This window comes from Paraburkholderia sp. NMBU_R16 (genome assembly GCF_013282575.1).
Lineage (GTDB): Bacteria > Pseudomonadota > Gammaproteobacteria > Burkholderiales > Burkholderiaceae > Trinickia.
Map to the genome: position 1 here is coordinate 1 of NZ_JAAAYE010000158.1, position 2285 is coordinate 2285.

Genomic DNA, 2285 nt, shown 5'->3' on the forward strand with positions numbered 1-2285 from the left:
GGCTGGTTGCCGCATTCTGCCGCCACCAGCCATACCTCAGCTTGTCGATTCAGAGCGCCTCAAGGGTTCGCTGCGCCGGGCTTACGCCCGCCCTTGACCCGCTAACATCACCCACTCGGAATTCAAAGAGGCAAATACTCTAAATACAGAGAGGTCATGAGAACGAACCGATTGCGAGACGCGCAGGGGTCTGACAGAAATTTCGAGTTCAAGGCATATGATGCTCCCAGGAGAAAATATGCTTCGCAAACGCGCGACGCCCCTTGAAGTCCAGCGGCAAGACACACCAGAGAGCGTCGTATCACGCATCCGTACTTCGCATCGGTGGGGCATCACTCTCCTCCATTCCGCATAGTTTGATTGCGCACGATCGATGATGGCCTCCCTCGCCAAGTGTGCTTTTGTACTTGGCGTGGGCCTGCCGCCGGTTACCCGGCAGTGTACCGAATGGCCCAGACGGAAACGTGCCCGGCGTCATAGCCCACGCATATGCAAGCAAATCGACTTCGGCCTGCATAAATTCGTGAGCGTATTTGAATGCGTTTTTCAACCGATGTCGAGAGATGGAGAGAAGCGATGGGTATTTCAGTGTCGATTACGGGAGCAACGGTGACCATCAACGATGGTTCGTCTGCATCATCTACAGGTTCCGGCTCTGACGGTGCTGTTATCAGCGCCCTTGGACCATTAATGCCGGGCTTTGGCAGTGCCACCGGAAGCAGTCCCACCGGAAGCAGCCTGTCGGATGTCACCCAGTCTTACAACAAGATGATGACCGATCTATCGGCGAACGGCACGCCCAAAACCACGCTCGAAGCCGATGCGAACGACTTCGAATCGACGTTGAAGAATGCCAACTTGCAGAATTCAAGTCTGATGGACGCGACCCAAAATATGGTTGCAAGCCTCAACGATGGAACGTTCAGCCAGCAAGGCTCGCAGGGCGCCCTTGAGGGCGCCGCGCATCAGGGCGATCTTCAGGGCGCGATCACACCACAGATCGACGGCAATGCTGGCATGCAGTGGCAAGACGCCGGGGCCTTCGATGGCAATTCTGCATTCCACACGCAATCGGGAGACCATGGCAGCCTCGGCGCCAACGAAAACATCCTCGCGTCGGAAATAGCGGACGGTGCAGGCCAGTCACAGATCGCCAACAACGCCAACGCGCTGGAGAAAGAAGCGACGAACGCGGGCGATACCGGCCTCGCCCAGGCTGCACAGAACGTCATCAATAGTCTCGGCGATGGAACATACAACGCGAAGGCGAGCGAAACGGCGCTGAACAACGCACTTGCCTCCGCGCCCAACGCTGGTTGACGACGGATGCAGTGCACCGAAGCGAGGTCGCGCTGTGGCGAGCCGCCCGTACCCCCTGCCATCAACGCGATCGCGCATGGAGGCACGGCCGGCATCGCCAAAATTCGCAGCAGGAATCGAACGATGATAAAACTCGGCATTTGGAAATCACGCATTTGTTTCAGTCCGCTTGCAGCGGCATTCATGCTTGCTCATTGCGCAGTCTCCTACGCGGGCCCGGCAGGGGACGCAGGCCTGTATCCTCTCATCGACATGACCGCCGCGCGACTTCAGATTGCGCGACAGGTCGCGCTTGCCAAGTGGGACACCAATCAGCCCGTAGAGGATTTGCCCCGCGAAGCGAAGGTGATAGAGGCGACTGTCGAAGAAGCGCGTGCGCTTGGCGTGCCTACCAAGCTTGCTACGCATTTCTTCTCTGATCAAATCGAAGCGAACAAGCTGGTCCAGTATGGCCTACTCGCGCGGTGGCGGCTAATGGGGCATGCGCCTCACGAGCGCCGGGCAAACCTCGCAGCAGAAATTCGCCCGCATCTCGACATAATCCAGAAGTCGCTTATCAGTGCGCTCGCCGATACGAATGTGTTACGCGCACAATCGGATTGTCGATTGAAGCTCGCCCAGGCGACGCAGAAATATGTATCGACGCACGCGTTCGATCCACTTTACGCGATCGCCATGGATCGCGCACTCGCACGGGTATGCGAACCGTAAAAGCGTATGAACGACACTGCGGTCGTTCAAACCGGAGCACCTACCGCCGCACGAACAACCGTGGCGGCAGCGTTTGGGGTGACTCGATCATATCTGTGGCGCGCCCGGCATCACGTCGTCCACACGCGCGGCTCTTTTGAAAATGCAGTGGGTAAAGCGGCTCACGAGGCATGCGGGTTGAAGCTGGAGAAATCTAGCTTGCCGGCGATGAGGAACAGCACGGTTCGCATTGTTTCGAAGCGCGTGTAGCCGCG

Annotated in this window: 2 protein-coding genes; both read left to right on the forward strand. The window is 57.9% G+C overall.

Annotation, left to right across the window (positions count from 1 at the left end):
- Nucleotides 1-576: 576 nt before the first annotated feature.
- On the forward strand, nt 577-1320 hold the full coding sequence (locus GWC77_RS27405) for a hypothetical protein (protein WP_173262526.1): 744 nt from the start codon (nt 577-579) through the stop codon (nt 1318-1320).
- Nucleotides 1321-1503: 183 nt separating this feature from the next.
- Nucleotides 1504-2031 (forward strand): chorismate mutase, encoded by a 528-nt coding sequence (locus tag GWC77_RS27410; RefSeq protein WP_173262529.1) that lies wholly within the window; start codon nt 1504-1506, stop codon nt 2029-2031.
- The last annotated feature ends 254 nt before the right edge of the window (nt 2032-2285 follow it).